At 41.9% G+C, this 17,691-nt stretch carries 18 protein-coding genes and 1 pseudogene; 7 read left to right on the top strand and 12 right to left on the bottom strand.

All coding sequences use genetic code 11. The features are described from left to right. From ACWQ4X_RS08850 to craA, 3 genes and pseudogenes are all read left to right on the top strand, one after another. Positions 1-133, top strand: a pseudogene (locus ACWQ4X_RS08850) (IS5/IS1182 family transposase); the annotation flags it as partial. Positions 134-172: 39 nt separating this feature from the next. Continuing rightward, positions 173-1,255, top strand: a complete 1,083-nt coding sequence (locus tag ACWQ4X_RS08845; RefSeq protein ID WP_457903365.1) for an AbiH family protein — start codon at positions 173-175, stop codon at positions 1,253-1,255. Positions 1,256-1,548: 293 nt separating this feature from the next. Continuing rightward, positions 1,549-2,778, top strand: a complete 1,230-nt coding sequence (gene craA, locus ACWQ4X_RS08840) for a chloramphenicol efflux MFS transporter CraA (protein ID WP_457903364.1) — start codon at positions 1,549-1,551, stop codon at positions 2,776-2,778. 78 nt (positions 2,779-2,856) lie between these two features. On the opposite strand, the gene ACWQ4X_RS08835 is transcribed toward craA, so the two are convergent. The 5 genes from ACWQ4X_RS08835 to ACWQ4X_RS08815 form a co-directional block, all read right to left on the bottom strand. Beyond that, positions 2,857-3,141, bottom strand: coding sequence for a DUF3817 domain-containing protein (locus ACWQ4X_RS08835; protein ID WP_100241886.1), 285 nt, complete (start codon positions 3,139-3,141; stop codon positions 2,857-2,859). Between the two features lie 162 nt (positions 3,142-3,303). Further along, positions 3,304-5,442: a YccS family putative transporter gene (yccS, locus tag ACWQ4X_RS08830; RefSeq protein ID WP_457903363.1), complete on the bottom strand. Its 2,139-nt coding sequence runs from the start codon at positions 5,440-5,442 to the stop codon at positions 3,304-3,306. A 250-nt stretch (positions 5,443-5,692) separates the two neighbouring features. Next, positions 5,693-6,241, bottom strand: a complete 549-nt coding sequence (gene sodC, locus ACWQ4X_RS08825; RefSeq protein ID WP_457903362.1) for a superoxide dismutase [Cu-Zn] SodC — start codon at positions 6,239-6,241, stop codon at positions 5,693-5,695. A gap of 144 nt (positions 6,242-6,385) precedes the next feature. After that, positions 6,386-7,516 carry an AI-2E family transporter gene (locus ACWQ4X_RS08820; RefSeq protein WP_457903361.1) on the bottom strand — a complete coding sequence of 377 codons (1,131 nt, stop codon included), beginning with the start codon at positions 7,514-7,516 and terminating at the stop codon, positions 6,386-6,388. 117 nt (positions 7,517-7,633) lie between these two features. Then, a complete protein-coding gene (locus tag ACWQ4X_RS08815) occupies positions 7,634-8,278 on the bottom strand; it encodes a ParA family protein (RefSeq protein WP_100241882.1) in 645 nt (214 codons plus the stop codon). A gap of 111 nt (positions 8,279-8,389) precedes the next feature. On the opposite strand from ACWQ4X_RS08815, the gene ACWQ4X_RS08810 reads away from it, so the two are divergent. Then, positions 8,390-8,860 carry a Holliday junction resolvase-like protein gene (locus ACWQ4X_RS08810; protein WP_457903360.1) on the top strand — a complete coding sequence of 157 codons (471 nt, stop codon included), beginning with the start codon at positions 8,390-8,392 and terminating at the stop codon, positions 8,858-8,860. 44 nt (positions 8,861-8,904) lie between these two features. On the opposite strand, the gene ACWQ4X_RS08805 is transcribed toward ACWQ4X_RS08810, so the two are convergent. Beyond that, the gene (locus ACWQ4X_RS08805; RefSeq protein ID WP_457903375.1) at positions 8,905-9,528 is read right to left on the bottom strand and encodes a class I SAM-dependent methyltransferase; all 624 of its coding nucleotides are present in this window, start codon (positions 9,526-9,528) and stop codon (positions 8,905-8,907) included. Positions 9,529-9,718: 190 nt separating this feature from the next. Here ACWQ4X_RS08805 and ACWQ4X_RS08800 point away from each other — a divergent pair, with 190 nt between their 5' ends. Continuing rightward, positions 9,719-10,240: a hypothetical protein gene (locus ACWQ4X_RS08800; protein ID WP_228151419.1), complete on the top strand. Its 522-nt coding sequence runs from the start codon at positions 9,719-9,721 to the stop codon at positions 10,238-10,240. 80 nt (positions 10,241-10,320) lie between these two features. Here the strand turns inward: ACWQ4X_RS08800 and ACWQ4X_RS08795 are convergent, their stop codons facing one another. Continuing rightward, complete coding sequence (locus ACWQ4X_RS08795; RefSeq protein WP_457903359.1) at positions 10,321-10,653, bottom strand: HopJ type III effector protein; 333 nt, start codon at positions 10,651-10,653, stop codon at positions 10,321-10,323. A 162-nt stretch (positions 10,654-10,815) separates the two neighbouring features. On the opposite strand from ACWQ4X_RS08795, the gene crcB reads away from it, so the two are divergent. After that, positions 10,816-11,199 carry a fluoride efflux transporter CrcB gene (gene crcB, locus ACWQ4X_RS08790; RefSeq protein WP_457903358.1) on the top strand — a complete coding sequence of 128 codons (384 nt, stop codon included), beginning with the start codon at positions 10,816-10,818 and terminating at the stop codon, positions 11,197-11,199. 90 nt (positions 11,200-11,289) lie between these two features. On the opposite strand, the gene ACWQ4X_RS08785 is transcribed toward crcB, so the two are convergent. The 4 genes from ACWQ4X_RS08785 to ACWQ4X_RS08770 all read right to left on the bottom strand — a co-directional run bounded on the left by ACWQ4X_RS08785 (position 11,290) and on the right by ACWQ4X_RS08770 (position 15,093). Then, positions 11,290-11,544 carry a type B 50S ribosomal protein L31 gene (locus ACWQ4X_RS08785; RefSeq protein WP_100241878.1) on the bottom strand — a complete coding sequence of 85 codons (255 nt, stop codon included), beginning with the start codon at positions 11,542-11,544 and terminating at the stop codon, positions 11,290-11,292. Between the two features lie 99 nt (positions 11,545-11,643). After that, entirely contained in the window at positions 11,644-12,945 is a 1,302-nt protein-coding gene (locus ACWQ4X_RS08780; RefSeq protein ID WP_457903357.1) for an ABC1 kinase family protein, read from the bottom strand. A gap of 295 nt (positions 12,946-13,240) precedes the next feature. Then, the gene (locus ACWQ4X_RS08775) at positions 13,241-14,539 is read right to left on the bottom strand and encodes an MATE family efflux transporter (protein ID WP_457903374.1); all 1,299 of its coding nucleotides are present in this window, start codon (positions 14,537-14,539) and stop codon (positions 13,241-13,243) included. Positions 14,540-14,631: 92 nt separating this feature from the next. Next, entirely contained in the window at positions 14,632-15,093 is a 462-nt protein-coding gene (locus ACWQ4X_RS08770; protein ID WP_457903356.1) for a DMT family transporter, read from the bottom strand. A 124-nt stretch (positions 15,094-15,217) separates the two neighbouring features. On the opposite strand from ACWQ4X_RS08770, the gene hemW reads away from it, so the two are divergent. Continuing rightward, entirely contained in the window at positions 15,218-16,372 is a 1,155-nt protein-coding gene (hemW, locus tag ACWQ4X_RS08765; RefSeq protein ID WP_457903355.1) for a radical SAM family heme chaperone HemW, read from the top strand. A 342-nt stretch (positions 16,373-16,714) separates the two neighbouring features. Here the strand turns inward: hemW and ACWQ4X_RS08760 are convergent, their stop codons facing one another. Further along, on the bottom strand, positions 16,715-17,647 hold the full coding sequence (locus tag ACWQ4X_RS08760; protein WP_457903354.1) for an IS5 family transposase: 933 nt from the start codon (positions 17,645-17,647) through the stop codon (positions 16,715-16,717). Between the last annotated feature and the right edge of the window lie 44 nt (positions 17,648-17,691).

Genomic DNA, 17,691 nt, shown 5'->3' with positions numbered 1-17,691 from the left:
CTGCATTAAATTATTAGGAGATAAACTCAGCGCAAGGAGTTTTGGTAGCCAAGTGAATGAGATCCATGCACGTGTAGCAGTCCTTAACAGATTTACGGAATTAGGTCGCCCACTTACCCAAGTTACGCCTTAAATTTGGCTCAATTAGGGGCGCTTTGCATTTCAAATCTTTGTGCAACAAAGCCTAAAAGAAGTAAAAACATGGATTGATTTTGAATTAAAAATTGAAGAGGTTTTAAACTCATTCGCGAGTTGTATTTTAGAGATTGAAAAAATTAAAAGACCAAGTGAGCTATTTGAATACTTTGATCATAAGAAAGATGATGGTCACCGGATTAAAGAAAGAGATTTCAAAATATTAAATTTTTTTAACTTTATAGCTACGGAAGAATATAAGGCTAGATTACCATCGATATCATTACACACAGAAACAAAATACAAGGTGATGTTTAGAGATAATATCAATCCAAAGTTTTGTCATGGCGGACAGTTATTGAATGGATTTAATTCATCAGGATTCTTAGGGTTTTTATATCAGCAGTTGGATGATTTTATTGTTATTTTTGAGCAATATTTAAGCTTAATAATTGCGAAACTAAATCCTAATAATAGGTTGATGATTAATTTTAGAGAATATAATTATCCTGATAAAATCTTCTCGTTTAATTATACCAATACCTATCAACGACTTTATCATGCTATTGAGGTTGATTATTTACATGGCAGATGTGGCGACGATCAAAATATTGTTTTGGGCATTGCTGAATTAGAAGATGAAGCATTAAAGAAAATAAAGGCGTACGGTTTCACTAAGTATCATCAGAAATTATTTAAAGAAACAAATTATTCATTTTTAGATGAATACTTAAAGAGAGTTGAGAGTCACAAGAAAAAGGTTGAATATTTTGAGAAGGATTCTGATAACCGTGACTCAACAGCCAAGAAATTTGAAAGACAACACTTAATCGAGACAGAAAGTAAACTCAATTTGAATATAAGTATCTGGGGTCATTCACTAGATATTTCAGATAAAGACTATATTATTGATCTGTTTAGCTTAAATGATGACATAGATCGAAATGTTCTAGTTACAGTCTATTACTTTGATAAAAATTCCAAATTTTCATTACTCAATAATTTGTTGGCTATTTTAGGCAAAGATAAAGTTGAGCAGTGGATGAAAAATAAGTGGCTTCAATTTAAAGAAAATCCTGAAGTTAATTTTTTAGAAGCTGAAGAGCAGAAAATAGTTTGAGAGTATGATCATTTGATTAATGTAAAAAATTACAATTCCCAACGCATAAACTGCTACACTACACCCACTTGACCTAGTGGGTGTACTAGCTTGAGTGATAAAAAATCTCACAACTGAAATAGCTTGATTTGTCTTAGACACCTTGTGAATACGGTGTATTAAGCCGCTTAACCTAAGCGCATTCAAAAAAACGTAATTTAAATAAATCTCTCAGTGCTGGTCATTGGGCTGACGCTTATCTCCCGAAAAATAGCGTAAGACCCCGACCAGACCATCATGACCTGTAGAAAATAATGCAAAAAGTTCAAACGACCACCTTGAACCGCGCTACGCTGATGTTTCCTTTAGCCTTGGTGCTGTTCGAATTTTCCGTCTATATCGCAAATGATTTAGTTCAGCCTGCCATGCTGGCCATCACCAAAGAATTTGGTGTCAGCAGCAGTTGGGCACCTTCTTCCATGTCTTTTTATTTGTTAGGTGGTGCCTGTGTGGCCTGGCTGTTGGGTCCATTGTCAGATCGACTGGGGCGTAAAAAAGTCCTGCTCACAGGTATATTGTTTTTTAGCGTCTGTTGCTTACTGATTTTACTCACTCACAATATTGAGCAATTTCTGGCCCTGCGCTTTTTACAAGGCATTGGATTAACGGTCATTTCCGCTGTAGGTTATGCCGCCATTCAAGAAACCTTTGAAGAGCGGGATGCCATTAAAGTCATGGCGCTGATGGCCAATATTTCCCTGCTGGCACCTTTGCTGGGTCCTGTTTTAGGTGCCTTCCTGATTGACCATGTGTCATGGCATTGGGGCTTTATCGGCATTGCTATGTTGGCATTTCTCAGTTGGTTTGGTTTAAAAGCAAAAATGCCAGCCAGCCAACAGGCTGTAGTGAAACAGCCCGTACGTTATATTTTTTCAGACTTTAAACGGATCTATCAAAATAAGCGTTTTCTTGGTTTAACCTTGGCATTGCCGATGGTCAGTATGCCGTTGATGTTGTGGATTGCACTGTCACCTGTGATGCTGGTGGAAGAATTAAAACTCACCAGTTTGCAATACGGTCTGGCACAATTTCCTGTGCTGGGTGGTCTGATTGCGGGCAATCTGGTGCTGATTAAAATCATTGATCGCTTGGCTTTGGGTAAAACGGTGATGATCGGTTTACCGATTATGCTGCTGGGGACGCTGCTGATTTTAGCGGGTATCTTCTGGCGAGATTATTTCTTGCTGTGCTTAATTGTCGGCATGACTTTGATTAGTTTTGGTGAAGGGATCAGCTTTTCGGTGCTGTACCGTTTCGCGCTGATGTCTTCTGAAGTCTCGAAAGGGACAGTAGCTGCGGCGGTGTCGATGCTGCTGATGTTCAGTTTCTTTTTTATTATTGAAGCGGTACGCATTCTGTATGAACAGTACCATTTACTGACATATGGCTTGGCATGTTTTGTCTTGATTGCATTATGGTTTAGTTTTCCGCGGCGCATGTTGCAACAAGTCTTGCTGGAGCGTAAAGCCAAAGGTGAGTTTTAATTCGGCATGAAAACTTGGCTCAAACAGGCATATATTTGCCTGTTTGGCGGATTTTTTTTACGGTAAATGTGACATCAGTTAAGATTCAAATTTCTTGAGTTTATGATCAAAAACAAAAGGTCCAAACGGTAGAATTGAAGCAATAAAACCGAGAATAAACATTTTAATTGACCATTTTTGTTTTTCGCACACCGCAAACAGCACAATTAAAAACAGAATAAACAAGATACCGTGTCCCATGCCGACAAATTTGACCAAGAGTGGATTGCCCCAAATATATTTCAACGGCATGGCAATAAACAGGAGCAGCAGGAAAGATAAGCCTTCCAGAAAACCAACAACACGCAAGGTTTTAATATTCATATTCAAAACAATAAAATTGAGAATGAATCTCGATTCTAGCTGAAATGGGTGAATCTTTATACTTAAAAAATTAGCCGATAGATAAAACTTTCAATTCAGAAAGTCATTCTGACATCAACCATTCATGCACTTCTATATTCCTACTCTTTGCCTCATCCAAATCTATTTAATGTCTAATGCCAACAAGCGTTGTTTTAGGCTTAATAATTCTGGCAAGGTTTCCAGTAACAGGCTCATTTGTTTCAGTACCAATTGCCAATGTTCGGGCAGTTCAGGGTCACTGCTCATGCGTTGCAGTTCATCCAGTTTGCGTTGGATCTGAGCTTGGTCTAAGGCGTGTTGCTGAATCAGGCTATGATTCAAGGTCTGTAAACACCACTGCATCAGTTCCAGAATTTGCGGATCGTGAAGCTGCTCCCGATGACTCCCTAAAGCTGAAATATAACTGAGTTGGCTATGGCTGTAGACCAAATAACGAAAAGCCTGCTGAATCAGTTCAGGATTCGGTTGTGGTTCGGTACTGAGACTGGAAATCATGCTGGACAGTTCAATTTGCGCATTATGTGCCAAGCGCCGTGCCTTACGATAGGCAACACTATTATCTTTACCGTGTTGATACTGCTCGACAATGGCAGTGAAATAATCCAGTGTGGCTTGACTGCTGTTTTGAATATTTTTAGAAATATTACGGAAATTCCAGTCAGGCCAAATGGCACTCACCGCAAACCATGCAATAAAACAGCCGAGCAGGGTATCGATAATTCTTGGCAGAATAATGTCATAACCTGCACCTTTCAGGTTAAAGATCAGCAGTACCATTAAGGTTGCCATGAGGGTCGCAATCGCATATTTTTGCGAGCGTAAATAGAAAAAGGCCACGCCGCATAAAATGGTCAGAATCAATTGCCCTTCAATACTGGGCACAAAATACAGCAGCGGCACGCCTAAAATCACACCCAGCACTGTGCCCAAAGTTCGCAGTTTCAAACGGCTTTTGGTAGCGAAATAACTGATCTGGCAGACAAATAAACTGGTCAGTAAAATCCAGTAGCCGTTTTTGGCAAAGGGCAACAAGGAAATGGCATAGCCCACCGCAAAGACAAAGGCGATGCGTACCGCATGTCGAAACAGTGCCGATTGCGGAGTTAAATGTTGACGTAGTTTGAGCCATAAATCCTGAAAGCCATGAATGTCGTCATCCAGCAGGTTTAAATTGTCTTGATGAGTCGAATAATGCTGCTGGTAATGATCTTGCTCGATTGCCAGATTGGCAAACTGCTCTTGAACATTGTGTAAATTGCGCAGCACTAAGCCCAAATTTTTTACTTCAATGTTGTGCGGATTGTCCTGAATCCAGCTCTGCATCGAGGCATCTAAATGTGCCAAAGCCGAGGCGTGTGAAGCATCTAGCTGAAAAGCCTGTTGTTGCAAAATGGAGCTTGCCAATTGTTGACAGGAGTGGGCTTGCAAGCGGATATTTTTTTGAATCCGAAAAATTAAGTCGGTACGGCTAAAGTTGCGATGAATATTTTCATAGTGCAAATAGTTGGAGGTGGCTTGTTCGTGAATATCTTGCGCCAGAAAATACAGATTCAGCCAGTAAATGGTTTTTTGATTGGCCCGTGAGGCTTTTAAACGGGTCAAGAGAGAAGCTTTACACTGATTTAAACGTTGCACCACTTGCGTATTTTGTAGGGAAACCTCAAACAGCAGGCTTTCGACATTCTCAATATTATCGGGGTCAAACAGTCGCGCTTTTGCCTGTAAGAGTGTGGCAAGTTGTTGAAAGCTTTGCGCCAAATTATCCTGCACGGCTTGAGTCGGTTTGAGCAAATAAAACAGAATGGAACTGAACCCGTACCAGATTGCCCCCAAGACAAAATAATACGGTTGCTGATACCACGCCTGATATTCTCCCAGACCAAACATGGTGTAAATCGAGAGCAGGATGGTGCCAAAAGAAATGGTGGCATAACGTTGCCCAAGCGCACCCAGTAAAATCAGCAAGGCACTGGACAAAGATAAATACAAAATAAACAGCAGTTTATAAGGAGCTAAAAATTCAAGGATGCTGCTGACACTGAAAAATAAAAGACAGACATAAAGCAGATTGCGTAGTCGAATACTGAGCCGATCATCAAAATCCGTGAGGGCTGCGGCAATGGCACCCAAAGTCACAGGCACAATTAAAAGTTGATGCCCTGTGTAGAACAACCCTAGCGTTGTGCCTGTTAAAACAATCAAGATTTGCAGGCAATATACCAAAATTGAATTGGAGAAAAACTGACGCACAGGATTCACAATATTGTTCTTTATCGGTTGTTTTGCTTTTCAGTTAGCCTGAACTTTTTTAGTCGGACTGTCAATTGCTGATGAAAGATGGCGTCCAACTGAATGCTATTTTCTCGTTGGACATGGCAACTTTAGGGGAGTTATTTTTGTAGAGCAGTGCGTAAATTTGGCAAAATTGTGGATAAGTTTCAGTTTATCAACATGGTTCAAATTGTGAACCTAGGCTTGTGTATAACCGCTAACTTATCCACAGTTGATCTTAAATGACACCACAGGCGATACGGTCTCCACCACCCCCCAAGGGTTTGGGTTGATCGGAATAATTGTCTCCACCCGCATGAATCATCATGGCATGACCTTGTATGTCAGCCAGTTTTAAGCGTGGCGCAATCAGTTTGAGTTGCGATTGCCCCGCAGAGTTGACATGTAATACAGGCAAATCTCCTAGATGTCCTGTCATTGGGGTACCGTGATGAGCAACTTGGGTCGGATTGTAGTGTCCGCCCGCAGCCAACGCAGCCACCATTTTTCCATCTTTTTCAGCAGGTTCACACGAGCCTTTTTCATGAATATGGAAACCATGTGGTCCGATCGGCAAATGACTTAAATTGGTTTGAATGATTAAGCCCACAGGACTGTCTTGTAAGGTGACGGTACCGACTGAAGCACCAATGCCATCTGCCGAAACTGCATTGAGTTCGACGGTTTTCATATTGCTTGTGGATTGGGTTGGGGTGGTGCTACATCCAACCATCAGTAGGGATGCGCAGGCAGCCAATACTCCAGTTTTAAACAAAGAAGTTTGCATTTACTGTCCTTATGAAGTTTTATTTGTAAATGATTCCTATTTAATCAGAGATTGGCGGACTCTAGGGTATGGATTGCGTAGAGGATTGTATGAATTTCATCAATAAAAAAGCCAGTTGGCATACAACTGGCTTAAAGAGAATCTTTACTTAGGTGGATCTTTGGGAGGATCAAAGTCATCATCCAGATCATAGGCCAGTGTGGCTTTCGGCATGATTAAGGCTTCATCATCATGAGTTTCATGTAGCCATTCACGCCAGATGGCCAATAACACCGCCAGAATCACGGGACCAATAAACAGTCCGACCAGACCAAAGCTGGCAAGACCACCTAAAACCCCGAACATAATCAGCAGGAATGGAATTTGGGTTGCCCCTGAAATAACCAAAGGTCGAATCACGTTGTCGGCAGTACTGACAATACACACCCCCCAAGCCATGACACCAATGGCTTCAATGGTTTGACCTTGGGCAAACAGCCAGAGTGCGACAGAGGTATACGCCAAAGGCGGTCCAAAAGGAATGAGTGCCAGCAAGAAGGTGACGATGGTGAGCACCATTGGGTTGGGTACACCTGCAACCATATAGCTCAAACCCGCCAATACCGATTGTGCAACCGCAGTTAAGCCGACACCATACACCACCGCACGCGTCGTTTCTGAAATGGTATCGATATAATGATGTACACGAGGACCAATCACCATTTCTAACGCTTTACTGACCTGGGTTAAAATGGTGTGTCCATCTCGATAAAAGAAGAACAAGGACATCACGGCAAAACACAGCTTAATAATATTTTTACTGACTTCATTCAGGAGTGCTTTGCCGTAATTCAGATGCCCTTGAATCCAGTCGGAAATATTCTGAATAATGCTGTTCGGATCTTGATTTAAATCTTTTAGGGTACGGGTCACTTCTTTGCCGATGACAGGCAGGTCACGGATAAATTGCGGCACATTGACATGCCCAGAAAAGACCTGTTTTTGCAGTTCGTAATACAGATTACGCCCTTCATGTTGCAAGATGAATATAGCAAACGTCAGTGGTACGCCAACCACTAAAATGATGATTAAAATCATCAGGGTCGCACTGAGTGTAGAGCGTTGACCACAGGCACGAAAAATAGCTTGATACAACGGCCAAGTCATATAGGCAATAATACTGGCCCACAGCACAGGAACAATAAAATATTTGAGTACATGAAAGCCCAAAAACATCAGGATAAAAAACAACCCGAATAATAAGACTTTCTGTATGGTCGGCGCGTATTGTTGCACTATTTTCACTGATTCATTTTAAAGGTCAAACTCATCTTAACCGAAAACAGCACACGCGAACATGAGTGCTCGGTAAGTTTCACATAATCTCGAAGCGGGCGAACACATCTTGAAAAATTAGAACCACTCGCTCGGATCATCAATAATGGCATTCAATACGGGTTGCCATTGATTTTGCAGGGTAATATAGTTTTTCTGCGGCTTATCAAACACCGATAAACCTTGCATCGCCAGCTGACCATAGGCCGTGCGTTCAGAAATCCATGCCACAGGTTGTTGCTCAATTTTAGTGAAAAACTCCTGAATTTCTTTCGAGCCTGAGGTATTGGCTTTGACACGGTTTGCCAGCAGTAAAATCTGTACCTTGCCTTTACGAATACGCTTAATGTCTTGTAAATGTTTCAGGAAACGTCGAGTACTGTCGATATCGAAAAAAGACGGCTGCAAGGGGGTGATAATGGCATGTGCTTCACTGATCAGTTGCTCAGCCTGACTATCCGATAATGCCCCAGGTGCATCAATCACCAAATATTCAATATGCTTGGGGCTTTCACCGACCGACTTGTCCTGACGCCAATCCAAACTTTGAATATTGGCCGCAGTTTCAGGACGTTGTTTCAGCCACTGACGGGCAGATTTTTGGTTATCGGCATCGGCAAGCGCCACTTTATAGCCTTTTTGAGCTAAGGCCGCGGCAAGACTAATCGCGGTGATGGTTTTCCCACAACCCCCTTTCTGATTGGCAATTAAAATTGTTTTCATGACCCTAAAGATTTAATTCTGTTCAGTCCTAGCATATCATTCTTTTGTGCCAAGACGAGGGCACAGGACAAAAGTTGTAAAGCAAAATTTACTCGAAATTAGGATGAGTGCATGTCGATTTGGATGGCAATGCTGATTGGGGCATGTATAGGTGTGGTACTGACGACTTTAATTTTAAGTCAAACCCGAAATGGGAAAATTAAAGCCGAATATGAGCGCTATATTGCAGAGCTACAACTGAAACATCAGCAAGCTTTGAGTCAGGCGCAAAAACGCAGTGTGAATACCAGTCGTGCAGTATTAAAGGGCAAGATGGCGGAACAGTTTGCGCCGATTTTGCCTGAATTTCAGTATTTACCCAGTGATGCCAAATTCTTAGGCGATCCTGTCGATTATGTGGTGTTTGATGGCTATACCGATTTACGCGATGGGCAAGGCAGTGCGGATGATGTCGAGATTGTATTGATTGATATTAAAAGTGGCGGCGCACGGCTGACCAAAGGGCAACAGGCGATTGCCCAAGCCATCCAGCAAGGGCGGATTCGTTTTGAAACCATCCGCATTGATTTTGAAGAGACTTGAGCCAGCCAGATTAAGGTGATTGCTTAAAAGATTGGAATGCGATATTAGGGTTTCTGTGCACGTGCCAACAACATTTGTTGTCCAATTTTCGGAATACCCTCAGCATAAAAATAATCATATTGGCTTAGTTGAAAACCTGCTTTGCTCAAGGCTAGCTCAATATTGCGATTCAAACGGCAACCATCAGCCAAGCGTTTTTGAATGGGCGTAATTAGATGTTGTAGCTGGCGAATTTTTTTATTTTCGGTATTTAAAACGTGCTCAACCAGATGCAAAGTGCCATTTGGTTTCAGGACACGCTTGATTTCTTTCAAGACTTGATCCAGCCGTTGCACACTACACAGAGTCCAAGTGCTGACCACATGATCGATGGACTGATCGGCAAGCGGAATATGCTCGGCACTGGCTTGTAAATGCTGTAGCTCAAGATTGCTTTCAAAAATGCGGCTGGACGCCAGTTTAAAAATATCTTGATTCGGTTCCAATGCATACAGCTTTTCAACGTTTTGATAAAACGGCAAATTGATGCCTGTGCCAAAGCCAATTTCCAGCACATCCCCTGCGACGGGCAGCAGCAGTTCTCTGCGTTTATCCATCAAACTCGCGGTTTGCATGACCTGATTGAGTAAATGCGGAAAAATCTGTTGTTGATAAAACTGATAAAGCATTGCGCTATACATCCATTTTAAACAGTAGCCAAGCGGGTTTGCCGTGACCAAACTCTTCAATATTGTTACCAATTCTGCAAATTTTAAGCTTGGATTCAGGCGTATGATTGGCACTAGAACAGGTTTAAAAGCATTGCAAGAGGTAGCCATGAACATTCGACTCATTGCACTTTCATTATTGGGTTTGAGTATGTTGAGCACAGGCTCAATGGCATCTTCAATTGAATATAATATTGCCAAAGGTTTGGCACCGATTGCCAAAGATCAATCCATTTCGGTGTTACAGCCATTTCGGGGTGATTTCCGAATTTTGGGGTCTAAAACCTATACCGATGATGAACAAGCCAAGTTTTCCCCCATCGACTATGCGGTGAGTTGGGGCCTGTTTGCAGAACCTGAAATTGCACGGCATATCTCGGTCAATCAGTATGATCGCTTTCTGAACTGGAAAATGGATAAAGTACCCGTACCGACTGAGCAAGCCATGCAGATGGTTTCGAATATGCATATTATTCCTGCCAATCCGCAGATTGCACAGCAAATTCAAAAAGTAAAACGCGGGGATTTGGTGCGTTTACAGGGCGAACTGGTGGAAATTAAAGACAAAGACTTGGTCTGGCGTTCCTCTTTAACACCGACCGACACAGGCGATGGCGCTTGTGAGTTATTCCGCGTGAATTCGATCATCTGGATTGAAAAAGTTAAAGGCTAATAAGGAAGCCATGCACTGCTCAGTCTGCGCTTTGAATCAAGAAAACAAACTGAACAGTGCGGGGACAAATCAACCAACAATTATTTTGCGGTTAATGCTTGCTCTTCAAATTCAATGCCTGCCCAGCCGTGTTGCATAAACTGGCGGATATTTTGGTGATCTGTCGCTTCTGGGGTTGCCAATACCGCAGCGTAATGTTCTGCAAATAAAGACAAAGTTTGCTCAGGATTTAAATCATTCAATTTTGCAAAAGAAAACACTTTAGCACTGCCTTGGTTTTCAGTTGCCGCATTGCTGTGTTGTCCATTTTTGAATGCAGTTGGGGTATGGGTATAACGTGCTTCGATATACGCCAATACATCTGCAAATTTCGCTTCACCTGATTGTAATTGCGCAAGTAAGTCCTGAGCCATAATGTCCTCAAACACAGTAGAAAATGGGTTCTGACTATAACAAGTTTTATCCAAATTCGGCGCGTTTTTCTCAGTATTGATTCGGTATTTTAGGGCGTAAACGTTGACAATAGGGGATGGGAAGAGGATAACAGGGTTTATTTGCATGAAGATGATCAAGGCATGAATTGGCTGTTAGTGGCTTTGGGTGGTGCAATCGGTGCTGTTTCTCGTTATGGATTGGGCAGTTACTTAATTAAATCCAGCTCGACCTTTCCGTGGGCAACTTGGTGCATCAATATTTTGGGTTGCTTTTTGGCAGGCGTGTTCTTTGCCGTGAGTTTGCAATATCCCACTTTACAAAATCAAGCCCGTTTATTGTTGATGGTCGGCATCTTGGGGGGATTTACCACATTTTCCAGTTTCGGGCTCGAGACCTTCAATTTATTGCGCGAAGGACAAGTCATGTGGGCGGTTGGCTATGCGGTTTCCAGTGTGATTCTTGGGGTAATTTTTCTGGCGATTGGTTATTTAATTTTTTCTCAGTTATTCCAGTTCAAAGCTTAAACATAAAAAAAGAAGTCTAAGTGGAGGATAGGGGCTTAGACTTCTGAATGGTTGTAGTTTAGAACGTCAAACTTAAAGCAAGATTAATTTTTAACGATTACGCTGAAAACGTCCAAAACGTTTATTAAAGCTGGCAACACGACCTTCATTGCTGGCTTGACGTACTTCACCAGTATAAAAAGGATGTGAGGCACTGGAAATATCTAAAGTGACATAAGGATAGCTTTGACCTTGATATTCGCGTTGCTGCTTGGTTTGTAAGGTGCTGCCAATAATAAAATAGGCATCGGCATTGGTGTCATGGAACAGTACTTCACGATATTCAGGATGGATATTTGGACGCATAGGTGGACTCCCTGATGGGGTTTAATTGATATGTTATAATATAACATAAATAAGCCAAATAAAAAGGTCGATGTTGCCAGCGACCTTTTAAGCATCAATTTAACCGTGTGGAGACGGGACCAACTCTTCAAACACATCATTTAAATTGTCATTCACTTTTAAATGAATCAGATTCCAATAATGTCCTGACACAGTACGATTCACCATTAAAGTATCAGGAGAAGGCTTAAACACATCCCAATATTTCAGTGAGGATTTCACCAGCTCCATGCCGTCATGATGCGCTGAATTTTCTGCAAAATCATAATGCGTGGTCAGTGGACGCATCAGCACTTCCAGCCATGCTTGATAAAGGTTTTCAGGGAACTTGCCTTGTTCAGCAATCGCGTGTAGAGCATCAAGCTGCTGTTCAATTTCGGCAACATTCTGTCGACGCGCTGCCTGAATGAGTTGTTTGAAATGATGCACAATGTCATTGGACAGCACTTTCACACCGCCGTAATCGTAAATAATGACACTGCCATCTTCACGGAAGGCAAAGTTGCCTGGGTGAGGGTCGCAGTGAAAGCGCTTCAGATAAAAAATTTCTTGCCCAATGGCACGCAGTAAACGTCGCCCTAATTCATTGCGGGTTTGTTGTGACCATGTGCTTGCGGTTTCAATACTCTCACCTGTTTCTAGGCTTAGGGTCAGAATATGTCGTGAAGAATAGTCTGGATAGACTTTCGGAATAATGATCTTGCTGTCGAGTTTTTCATGGAACGTGCGCGCGACTTCCAGATTCTGCGCTTCAATCTGATAATTCAGTTCATTGTCCAAACTGTGTTGGATTTCTTTAAATAAACGATCTTGTAATTTCCGATCAACCTTTAAAACACCCATCAAACGCAAGGCGAGTCGAACTTGTTTGAGATCGCTTTCGCAGGCTTCATCCACCCCTGGATATTGCACCTTGACCACCACCTGTTCCCCATGCGGCAAGATGGCTTTATGCACTTGACCAATCGAAGCGGCTGCAAAAGGCTGTTCATCAAACTGTTTAAAGATCTGATCGAGTGGTTTCCCCAGCTCTTTCTCGACTTGCTTTTTAATTTCCGCAAAGGGCATGGCAGGGGCTTGGCGTTGCAGTTTGGCAATGGCACGTGCCACTTCAGGCGGGAAAATATCTTTATATTGCGAGGCAATCTGACCGACTTTCATCACTGCGCCTTTCATTTCCCCCAGCGTGTCGGCAATTTGCACCCCAATGTCCTGAAACAATTTGCTGCGCGCAGCATTTTTTTGTTCTTCATCGGCATTGAAGTTTTTAATGGAATTGGACACGGTTTTGGTGGCAATACTTGCCGTCATACTGGCAAGTTTCATAAAGCGACGACCAGATGTATGAGTCGTTTTGGCCATGCAGTGTTCCTCGGAATGATCTCGGTCAGGGGTATTTTGATCATAGGGGGTAAATCTGGATTTGCCTATTTTAAATTGTTAAAAATGCGTAGCTGGAGTTAAGCCTTTGGTCGAATTCAGCCTTGGATGTGTTTATCGCAGTATTTTTGTATGGTGTCTTGGAGCATTTTCAAATGGAAAAAAACAAATGAAAGATGAACTACGTTGTAATCTGAATGGTTTAAAGATAAAGATGAGAATTGAAGGAGGCTGAAATGACCCTGAACAAGACGCTCAAGGTCATCATAACAATGGCTTAAACAGTCTGCTTCAGACGATGATTATTCAAATACAAGCGGCTGAGCAACAGTACACAGGCAACGCTGAGTCCGACGATCAAACCGACCCAAACCCCTGCGGCTTGCATGGAGGTAAAGCGCGCCAAATAAATGCCGACAGGAAAAGCCACCACCCAATACGCCAGCATGGTAATCCACATTGGACCTTTGGTGTCTTGCATCCCACGTAAGCAACCCGCAGCACTGACCTGCCAAGCATCCATAAGTTGGTAGGCAATCGCAAACAGCACCAGATACATGGCAATCTGCGTAACAGCATCATCTGAGGTGTAAATTGCAATAATTTCAGCACGTAGTAACCACAGCAATAGCATGGTAATCAGGGCGAAACAGGTGCCCGCAGCCAGTCCGACATATTGTACTTTACGCATCGCTGCCCAGTTTTTCTCACCATAATAGGTGCCGACCCGAATGGTCAGAGCAATCGCCAAGGACATGGGAATCATAAACAACTGTGAGGTAATCGAAATCGCAATTTGATGCGCTGCAACGATGGTATCGCCCAAAGGACTGAGAATAATTGCAGCAGTACTAAAAATACTGACTTCAAAGAAAATGGCTAAACCAATCGGCAAGCCGAGTTTTAAAATGCGCTTCACCCAATACTGATCAAGCTTTTCCCACAGCGCAAACACCTGTGTAGAACGGTAAGCACTGCTTTTATAAATGTAGCTGGCAAGGGTAAAGAACATCAGCCATTGTAGAATCGCTGTCGCGAAACCACAGCCCGCACTGCCCAGTTCAGGGATTGGACCCAGACCATACATAAACACAAAGTTCAGGGGAATCAGTGCGACTAACGCCAACAGACTAATGGCTGTCACAGGGTGTGGATAACCCAAAGCTTCGGAATAACCGCGCAAAGCAGCGTACATGGTTACGGCAGGCATACCAAAACCAATGGCATGTAAAAACAGGCTGGCTTTGGGTTGCAGGCTTTCAGGCACGCCAAATAAGGGCAGTAAAAATGGCATGAGCTGTAAAATCAGCCCTGCAATCGTCCCTAGAATAAAGGCGACCCATAAGGACTGACGGGCAATCGTGGCAATTTTTTCAGGGGTACGCGCCCCTTTGGCTTCAGCCACCAAAGGCGTGGTGGCAATCATGATGCCGCTAAACAACAGCATCACAGGAATCCATAAACCAACACCCACGGCAATTGCAGCTAAATCAGTCGCAGAAAGATGCCCTGCCATAATGGTATCAATCAGGCCCAAACCGGCTTGGGCGAATTGCGTCACCAAAATTGGCAACATTAAATGGAAAAGTTGTTTTAATTCATAGCGGGTAGATATGACATTCGACACAAAAATTACTCATCTTCATTATGTGCTTGGTCAGAATAAATTCAGCGTTGTAAAGTGAGAAGCACACCAATAAAAATTACGACGCCACCAAGTAAACGCTGCCAATTCACAGGCGTTTTGTCGGTACCAAGTAGACCAAAGTGGTCAAAAATCATCGAAGTCAGAATTTGACCAAAAATCACCAAACCTGAAAACGTGAGAAAACCTAATTTGGGGGCAGTATAGATGCTTATACTGATGGCATAAACCCCCAAGCAGCCACCCAGCCATAAGTACCAAGGAATACTGGAAAATTCCTCTAAAGTCGGTTTGTTGACAGGCTGTAACAGGGTTAACAGTGCCAATACAATGGTACCAATACAAAATGACAATAAGGCAGCTTGAAGCGGAGAGTGTAAATGTTCTCTGAGTTGCGAGTTAATTGCGGTTTGAAAGGTCATGGCAATGCCTATACCGAAGGCGAGCGGTAAGAAAAACAGCAATTGGCTCGATATTTTTATCATTTCAACCTATTCATTCTTCTTGTCTTTTTATCAGTCTAATGCAAATACACACAGATTTCATAAGTGTCTTGATGCAGTCATGTTAAAATGTGCAGGATTTTCGCTGTGCTTTAGAGTCTCCTCCTTGACTGATTTACATCCTGCCAATATTCCTTTGTCTTTATACATCCATATGCCATGGTGTGTGCGTAAGTGTCCGTACTGCGACTTTAACTCGCATGCGGTGCCTGATGGCAAACTGTCTTTAGATTTGGAACAACAATATTTACAGGCCTTAGTGGAAGACTTTAAAACTCAGGTTGAATTTGCTCAAGGTCGTAGCATTCATAGTGTCTTTATTGGTGGCGGTACGCCATCGCTGATTTCTGCACAAGGTTATGCTTGGTTATTTAGCCAATTAAAAGCATTACTGCCTTTTGAAGATGACTGTGAAATTACGCTGGAAGCCAACCCAGGTACGGTAGAACATGATCCCTTTGCTGATTATTTGGCAACAGGCATTAATCGTCTGTCCATTGGCGTGCAAAGTTTTGATAGCGAGCATTTAAAAAAACTTGGGCGAATTCATAGCAATAACGATGCGATTTCGGCGATCGGTTTAGCGCGAGATGCTGGTTTTCAACGGATTAATGTTGACTTAATGCATGGCTTGCCTGAGCAGACTTTGGAACAAGCTTTATTGGATTTAAAACTGGCGGTAGAAAGTGGTGCAACACATATTTCGTGGTATCAACTGACCATTGAACCCAATACCGTGTTTTTTAGAACTCAACCCATTTTACCTGTGGATACCGTGCTAGAAGAAATTCAGGCACAGGGTGAAGCCTATTTAAAAGCACAGGGTTTTATCAACTATGAAGTCTCAGCTTGGCGTAAAGAATTACCTTCGGCACACAATTTAAATTATTGGCAATTTGGTGATTATTTGGCGATTGGGGCTGGGGCTCATGCCAAAGTCACGATGCCAGATGGTGTTTACCGTTTTCAGAAGACCCGTTTGCCAAAAGATTATTTAGCCAAAGTGCCTGCAGAGCATGTGCAGTTTAAACGGATTGAAGCAGATGAATTACCGTTTGAATTTATGATGAATGCCTTGCGTTTAAATGACGGTGTAGCGGCAGAGAATTATGTACAGCGTACAGGTTTAAGTTTAGAGGGTTTGTCTGAAACCTTAGCTTCATTGCGCAGTCGAAAATTAATGCTGGAAGATGAAACTCGTTTGGCTTGTACTGAGCAGGGGCATGTGTTTTTAAATTCAGTACTGGAAGAGTTTCTTTAATTGTGTAGTTTTTCTTAGTAATTTTCTGGCTGAATTTATCTCAATTTTTGTAATAATTTTTTATACATATAATAATTTAAATCATGTAGTTAATATTTTATGTGATTATTTTTTGTATTTAATTTGGTTTTATTAAATGCAGTTTTTGATTTTTATTTCTATAATATTAAAATGAAATAATGGTTAATTTTTATAGTAATTTTTTTAAAAGTTTATTTTGAATCATTTGATTTAATTTTTAATTTATTATGTTTTTCGACGCTATTTGTATATGTTTTTGATTTTTAATTGGCTTTGTTGCATAAAGCCTTTGACGGCAGAGTTTTCCTAAGTTGCTAAAATTTAGGTTACAACTTGGGTATGAGGTCTGCCTAATTCTGTAAATTTATTTAATACGGCTACGCGTGCATGGATCTCATTCACTTGGCTGTCAAAATTCCTAGCACTGAGTTTATCGCCTAATAATTTGATGCAGTGCATCTTGGTTTCAACCAAACTTCGCTGATGATAGCTTGACCATTTTTTCCATAGTGTCCTGCCTAAACGTTTAACTGTTCGAAGTAATTCATTTCGCTCTAGCGAGCTGATCTTTGTATCTTTCCATGGTTTCGCATTTTTTCTAGGTGGAATCACCGCATGCGCTTGCCTATCTGCAATGACCTGACGGCATTTCTTGGTGTCATAAGCTCCATCGGTATAAACAGAGTCAATCTGCTCATCTTGTGGAATCTGATTAAGTAAATCACCAAGTACCTGTGAATCACTGACATTATTGGTTGTGAGCTGAATAGCGCGTATTTGCAGGGTTTTAGCATCTATACCAATATGTAATTTACGCCATTGGCGACGATATTCAGGCTGATGTTTCTTACGTTTCCATTCACCTTCACCTAAAAACTTCAAGCCCGTGGAATCGACGAGTAGATGCAGTCCATTGCAACTCTTCTCATAGCTAATTTGAATATCAATATGCTTTTGTCTTCTACAAAGCGTACTGTAATCTGGTGCTGTCCAATTTAATCCGCAAAGGTTAATCAGACTTTGAACAAAACCTGTGACCATGCGTAAAGAGAGTCTGAATAAAGATTTGATCATTAAACAGCATTGAATAGCGGTGTCAGAGTAAGTTTGATTTCGACCATGCTTGCCTTGTGATTGTGCATACCACTGGGTCTTTGGATCGAACCAAATGGCAATATTCCCACGATTAATGAGAGCTCGGTTATATGCGGGCCAATTGGTTGTGCGGTAGATTTTTTGTGTAGGCTTCTTCATTTGAAAATTATATTGCTGAAGAAGCCCTTAAGAACAGCTTTGTG

It is taken from the genome of Acinetobacter sp. NigerLNRRAM0016 (assembly GCF_054112845.1).
This window is presented reverse-complemented; position numbering and strand designations above follow the sequence as displayed.